Source organism: Knoellia terrae (genome assembly GCF_048606435.1).
Taxonomy (GTDB): Bacteria; Actinomycetota; Actinomycetes; order Actinomycetales; family Dermatophilaceae; genus Knoellia; species Knoellia terrae.
The window spans coordinates 26701-32901 of sequence record NZ_JBMBWH010000017.1; the positions used below are offsets into that span (position 1 = coordinate 26701).

4 protein-coding genes are annotated in these 6201 nt (G+C 70.3%); 3 read left to right on the forward strand and 1 reads right to left on the reverse strand.

What is annotated here, in order from left to right:
- The first annotated feature begins 453 nt into the window (after positions 1-453).
- Positions 454-1053: a recombinase family protein gene (locus tag ACOJV9_RS16470; protein ID WP_420186325.1), complete on the forward strand. Its 600-nt coding sequence runs from the start codon at positions 454-456 to the stop codon at positions 1051-1053.
- A gap of 82 nt (positions 1054-1135) precedes the next feature.
- Here ACOJV9_RS16470 and ACOJV9_RS16475 read toward each other — a convergent pair whose 3' ends face one another.
- Entirely contained in the window at positions 1136-5302 is a 4167-nt protein-coding gene (locus ACOJV9_RS16475; protein ID WP_420186322.1) for an nSTAND1 domain-containing NTPase, read from the reverse strand.
- 160 nt (positions 5303-5462) lie between these two features.
- Here ACOJV9_RS16475 and ACOJV9_RS16480 point away from each other — a divergent pair, with 160 nt between their 5' ends.
- Together ACOJV9_RS16480 and ACOJV9_RS16485 are read left to right on the forward strand one after the other, a co-directional pair.
- Positions 5463-5768, forward strand: a complete 306-nt coding sequence (locus tag ACOJV9_RS16480) for a hypothetical protein (RefSeq protein ID WP_420186323.1) — start codon at positions 5463-5465, stop codon at positions 5766-5768.
- 138 nt (positions 5769-5906) lie between these two features.
- Positions 5907-6092 carry a hypothetical protein gene (locus ACOJV9_RS16485; protein ID WP_420186324.1) on the forward strand — a complete coding sequence of 62 codons (186 nt, stop codon included), beginning with the start codon at positions 5907-5909 and terminating at the stop codon, positions 6090-6092.
- The last annotated feature ends 109 nt before the right edge of the window (positions 6093-6201 follow it).

Below are 6201 nucleotides of genomic sequence, written 5' to 3' on the forward strand. Positions count from 1 at the left end.
TCGCAGGAGCAGTGCCACCTCTAGTCGAAGCACCCCGGATCGAGCGAAATCCTTGCGCCGCTCTTTCAATCACCTCGGTCAGAGAGCACCGCGAGAGAGCGCTCTGGCTCAGGCGCGCGGGGAAGGGCCGTTGCACACATGGCGTACGTCGGCGGCCGATCATCGACACCGTCTCGGTCTGCATCGGGTCGACGCCGTGGTCCAGGTCCGGGCCGTCATGGGGCTCCGTGAGTTCTTGCGTGGGCCACTCAGCACAGGGTTCTGGTTAGCCGCCGCGCGGTCATCCGAGCCCGCCCATGCTGTGGCCTTTGCGCCACACCGCTTCGCTGGGCCAGCATGCAGCGTCCCACAAAAGGAGCGGATCTGAGACGCCCCGCCACCCCACCCGGTGGCGGGGCGTTCTGCTGCCCACAACCCATGTCCAGATTCAACGTCTCAGAAGGAGGCCCACCCATGAGAAGCGAAACACCCAGCGCCGGGTACCTCGTCGGGTACGCCCGAGTGTCAACCCTCGAGCAGGACGCCGCCCTTCAGCGCGACGCCCTGGCGGCGGCAGGCTGCCACCGCGTCTTCACAGACAAAGCGTCCGGCAAGCTCGAGCATCGCCCCGCCCTCGACACGATGCTCGACCAGCTTCGCCCAAGCGACACCGTGGTCGTATGGCGCCTGGACCGGCTGGGCCGCAGCCTGCGCCACCTCATCGACACCGTCCAGGCACTCGAGGCCCGCGGCGTCGCCTTCCGCAGCCTCACCGAGAGCATCGACACTTCGACCCCGGGCGGCAAGCTCATCTTTCACGTGTTCGCGGCCCTAGCCGAGTTCGAGCGAGACCTCATCCGCGAGCGCACGATGGCGGGTCTTGCTGCTGCCCGCGCTCGGGGACGTCGAGGCGGCCGCCCAACCGTCTGGACGCCAGAGAAGCTTGACGCTGCCCGAACCATGTACGAGAGCCGCGAGCACGACGTCTCGACCATCGCTCGCGTCGTAGGCGTCAGCCGTGCCTCGGTATATCGCGCGCTCGCAGTGACGAACGCCAGCAAGCTCCCGCCCTGACCAACTGGCCGGTTCCTCTCGCCTCCTGGGGCGGGCGGGGCCGGCCTCGGGGGTGCCTTCTTGCGTTGATCGACCCTGTCAGTCACAGATCGCAGAGGGGTTCGGGACTGTGGTCGGGGAGGTAGGTCTGCCAGTCGATGTCGGTGAGTTGGCGGCCGGCGATGCGGCAGGCGGCTGCTGTTGCGGCCTCTGGCGTCGGGTCCCAGACCGAGACCTCCCCGTCCGCCGACGCGATGTGCACCTCGGACGAGCCCGGGACCTGCACCGCGGTGCTTTCGCTGGGGGCGCGGACCGAGCCCAGCAGGCTCAACGTATCGACGGCCCAGAGGCCGACTTGCTCGAACCCGGAGATGACGAACCGTTCGCCATCCCTCGAGAACCGGATCCACTCGCCGCCGGCAACTCGCGGCCCCGACCTCGTTTCCCTCACGGACAGCGCCTGCGGATCCAGGAGGGCGATCGTGCCGTGCCCGTCGCGTGACCGGTCAGTGCCGGTCACGACGATGGCGCTGCCGTCGGGGAGCCACGCCCACCCTTCGACATCGAACGGTGGGTCCGTGGTCTTGAGCACCCGGCCGCGATCCAGGTCCAGCAGCTGCAGGTTGTGGTCGAACGACACCAGCGCCCGGCTGCCCTCTGCGTTGGAAGCCACTGCGAGGGCCGGGACACCGGCCTTCACCTGGACCGGCTCGCCGACGATCTCCAGGGTGGAGGCGTCAACTGCATAGACCCAGCCCTGGTGGGTTCCGACCAGGAGTCTGCGGCTGTCGCCGCTGAACGCCACGCTGTAGACGATCCCGTAGCGGTCGGGCACCCTGTGCTGGCCCAGAGATCTGCCCGTGGCGCCATCCCACAGGTCGACCCACTGGTCGTTGTGGGCGCTGGCCACCGCCCGGCCGTCCGGCCGCCAGGCCATGTCGGCCCAGTAGGCGCCTGCCTCCCGGAGTGCTGACGGCGGGCTCCAGTTGCCGGAGGTGACGTCGAGGATCTGGAAGCCGTAGGCCTCAGGACCCTCGGTTGCCCGGACCAGGTTCGCCACGGTCTGCCCGTCAGGGGAGAGCTTGACCAGCACGGTCTCGGCCGAGTCTTGCTGCGGTTCCACGGGCACCGAACGCAGGAACCGCCGATCTCCGCTCAGGTCCCAGAGCAGGAGCCTGGTTCCCGCGGTGCTGTAGAGCGTCCGCCCGTCCGGGCTGAAGCCGATCACGTTGGCGGTTTTCTGCGACCCGGTGAGACGAATGCCGGGCGCGTCTGGGTCGGCTATGGAGCGCACCACCAGAGTCGTATCGACCGAGTAGCCCAGTTTGTCTCCCTTGGGGGAAAACCGGATCCCGTCGACGCCTCCGTCCTCGTCGATCACGGACTTGACGGTGAGCCGTTCCGGGTCGAGCAGCGCGATCTGACTGCCCCTGACGACGCCAACGGTTGCTCCGTCGGGGCTGAGGGTCAGGTCCGACGTGGCGGGGGCGGAAGCGATCTTTCGCCCCCCGGGAACGCTGACGGTGTGGACCTGCTCGTCGTGTACCCCGATGCCGTAGATCGGTGTCCTGTCGTCGTTCACCGCGAGGTTGCCCTTGACGAGGAACGGAACGGTGAAGGCCGCGACGGGGCGGGTGAGGTCTTGGGTGTCCCAGACCCTGATCAGGGTGTCGTGGTCGAGCTCGGTGGGATGCACGAACCCGGCCGCGAGCCAGCGGCCGTTGTTGCTGAAAGAGAACGCTCCGTGGACCACACGACCCGTCGGCATCCCGCCGAGCTGCCTGGGGGCCAGGGTCGCGTTCTGGGGATCGAGCATTCGAAGGGGGACGGGGTCGACCCGCCGTAGACCGGTGAACGTCGTCGGGTTCACCGAGGCGGCGAGCTGGGTCCCGTTCGGGTTGAACACGACACCGGCCAGGGGGGTGTCGTGGTTGCGGGCGACCTCTTTGCGGGTCTGGATGTCGACCAGGGTCACGCCGGTGTCCCAACTCCTCGCGGCGAGGATTCGCCCATCGGGCCGCACCGCGGCCCCGGACGCGTTGGTCTTCACGACGCCCATCAGCTGGGGCGCGCGGTCGAGGACGGCGTTGAGGTTGTCCCGCGTGTCAGGGGCGTCATGCAGCCAGGTGCCGGCCACCGCCAACAGGAGGGCAAGATCCTGATCCGGGGTGCGCAGCGCCTCGGCTCCCACCCGGCGGGCGTCAGCAACCACCGACTGCTGCTCGGCCCGCTCCCCGGCGGTCTTGGCCAGCGCCCCGGCGATGATCGCCACCGCCAGCAGCGCCGCGACGGCGGCCAGGCCTGCCCGGAGGCGCTGGTTGGAGCGCCGTTCCCGGCGGACCTGCTCCTGTGTGGCTCGCTCCTCGGTCTCGGCGAGGGCGGCCGACGCGTCGAGGAAGGCTCGCTCGGCCGGCGTCAGCTCCGGGTCGTGGCGTGGTCGCCACTCGGCTGCTCGTGCCTGCCGGACCCCCCGGTAGAGCTCGCTGTCGGGTCGTCCCAGCACCTCCCAGCTTTCGGCCGCGACGCTGAGGTGTCGCAGGATCCGCAGACCGTCGACGTCGTCGTCCAGCCACGACCGCAGCCGCGGCCAAGCGACGGCGAGGGACTCGTGGGCGATCTCGACGGTGTCACCGTCGCTGCTGAGGAGGCGGGCCCCGACAAGCTGTTCGACGACGGCCGTGTGCGCGGCATCCGGTGTCACGGTGAGGTGGGGCACCCGGGTGCGCACCGGCTCACCCGCGTCATCCGCGGAGACCAGGCGGACCATGAGGGCCCGCAGCATGCCCTGCTGCACCGGTGTCATCTCGCGGTAGAGCCGCTCGGCGGACTGGGCGACTGCCTCGCGGATCCCGCCAGTTGCGGCATACCCCTGCACGGTCAGCGTGTCGCCCTCGCGGCGCCGCCAGGTCTGGCGCAGGACGTGCGAGAGCAACGGCAGCACCGCCGGCGACCCCTCCGCCTCGCGCACCAGCAGGTCCACCAACCCCGGCTCCAGTCGAAGGCCGGCCTGTGCGGCCGGAGCCTCGATGGCACGGCGCAGCCCCGCCTCACCCATACCCCCCAGCAGGTACAGGCCCTTCTCCACCAGATGGGCGAAGTCAGGGTGTGCGGCGAGCTCACCGAGTCGGTCTGCGCGCAGCGAGACGACGAGCCGTCCGCGCCGGGTGAAGTCGACCAGCCCGGCGAAGAACGCCTGCCGTTCCGACGACGTCTCCGGCAGGGCCAGGGCTTCCTCGCACTGGTCGACAACGAGAACCGACCCTGGACGCTGCGGCGCCTGGGCGAGCACCTCTTCGGGGTGCGCCCCCGGGGTGACGACCACGACCCGGTGCCCGTCACGTACCAGGGCCGCCGCGACACCGGCCCGAATCAGCGATGACTTGCCGCACCCGGACGGGCCGACCACCGCGAGGATGCCTGCCTCGTCCAGCCGGCGCAGACAGGCCGCGGCGTCGGCCTCGCGTCCGAAGAACGCGGGCGCGTCACCGATGTCGTACGCAACCAGCCCCAGGTAGGGGCAGGCGGCAGGCCCCGCCGGCAGCGTTTCCTGTTCGACGAGCGACGGGTCCTGCCGCAGGATCGCTGCCTCGAGCTCGACGAGCTGCGGTCCGGGGTCGAGCCCGAACTCGTTGACCAGCGTGGCGCGTGCCCGCTGCAGCGTGGTCAGGGCCTCCGCCTGGCGACCGGCTTGGTACTGCGCCAGCGCCAGCAGGCCCCAGCGCCGCTCCCGGGTGGGTTCCTGAGCGACCATCCGGCGCAGCTGGCCCAGGACGTCGCCGTGGCGCCCCGCCCGGATCGCGGACTCGGCATACAGCTCCTCCGCATCGCGGTGCCGCTCGCCCAGCCGCTCCGACTCCATCCGGCCGGCATCCCACTCGGCGAGCCGCTCCAGCGGCTCGCCCCGCCACAGGCCGAGCGCCTGGCCGCTGGCGTATCGGGCGCGTTCCGGTTCCCCGGTCGCCAGCAGCGCGCCGGCGCGCAGCAGCAGGTCCTCGAAGCGGAGGTGGTCGAAGTCGTCCCGGTGCAGATCCAGGCGGTATCCCGCACCGGAGGTGACGATCGCGGCCGGGCCGAGAAGCTTGCGCAGGCGCGAGACGCAGCCCTGCACGACCTTGGACCACGACGGCGGGAGAGTCTCCCCCCACAGCGCCTCGGCGAGCGCCTCGGCCCGCACCGTCTCCCCCGGCCGCGCCGCCAGCGCCTCGAGCACCACCTGGTCCCGGGGCGCCAGCTGGATCCGCCCCTCATCGACTTCCAGGGGCCCGAGCACCGCTATCCGCACACCCCCACGGTGACCCCCTGCGGGTGGGCCGTCAACGGGCCCGATACCCGGCTGATACCGGTCCGGAGCCTGCCTGGTACCCCGACGTGCGAGAACGGTCCTGGACAGCTCGTCCAGCACCCGCACCAGACCACGAAGGGATCAGGACATGTCGAACTTCACCAGGAGCCGCCGAGCGGCATCCGTCATCGGAGCCACCGGCTTCATCGCCCTCTCAATGGCGGGTCCCGCCAGCGCACGGCAGGACCCGGGCAACGGTAGCCAGGCGGAGTGGCGCTGCTCCACCTCCTGCTACGAGGGCCCCGCCGGCTCGGGGACCACCTTCGGGCCGGATGGAAACTCTGTCGAGGTGCTGCAGCTCGGCGCCGGCATCCTTGCAGGGCTCGCGTTGGCGGGCGCCGGGGTGGCCGTCGCCTCGCGCCGCAGCCACGCCCACGCGGCGCACCCCGCCTGACTCGGCGACCCGCCGCAAGGTCCGCCGCCATAGGCGCCGGACCTTGCGGGTTCCCGATCTTCCAGCGAGAGTGGCGACGGCAGTATCCGACGACCTCAAGCTTCACCTTCGACGAAGCAGCCACCGCGAGAACCTACCGTGACCGAGTACCTGGGCTGCTACGAAGGCGCACCTTGGATGTTCTCTGTCAGCATCATGGAGTTCGTCAACGAGAAGGTGGCCCGCGAGCCGATCTACGTGATGGAAGGGTTCGCGCCTGCGGACGGCCGTGCTGCATGGCGAGCAGAGCAACCAGCCGACCCGCCCCCACCACCACCTTCGTAGCGGCCTCGCGTCTCGTCTCCCGGAGAGTCAGCGCGACCGCTCTTCGGCATTATGTGGGTGATCGGTGTCAAGAGGCCTCGGTGCTGTCGAGGCCAGTGATGAGGTTGTC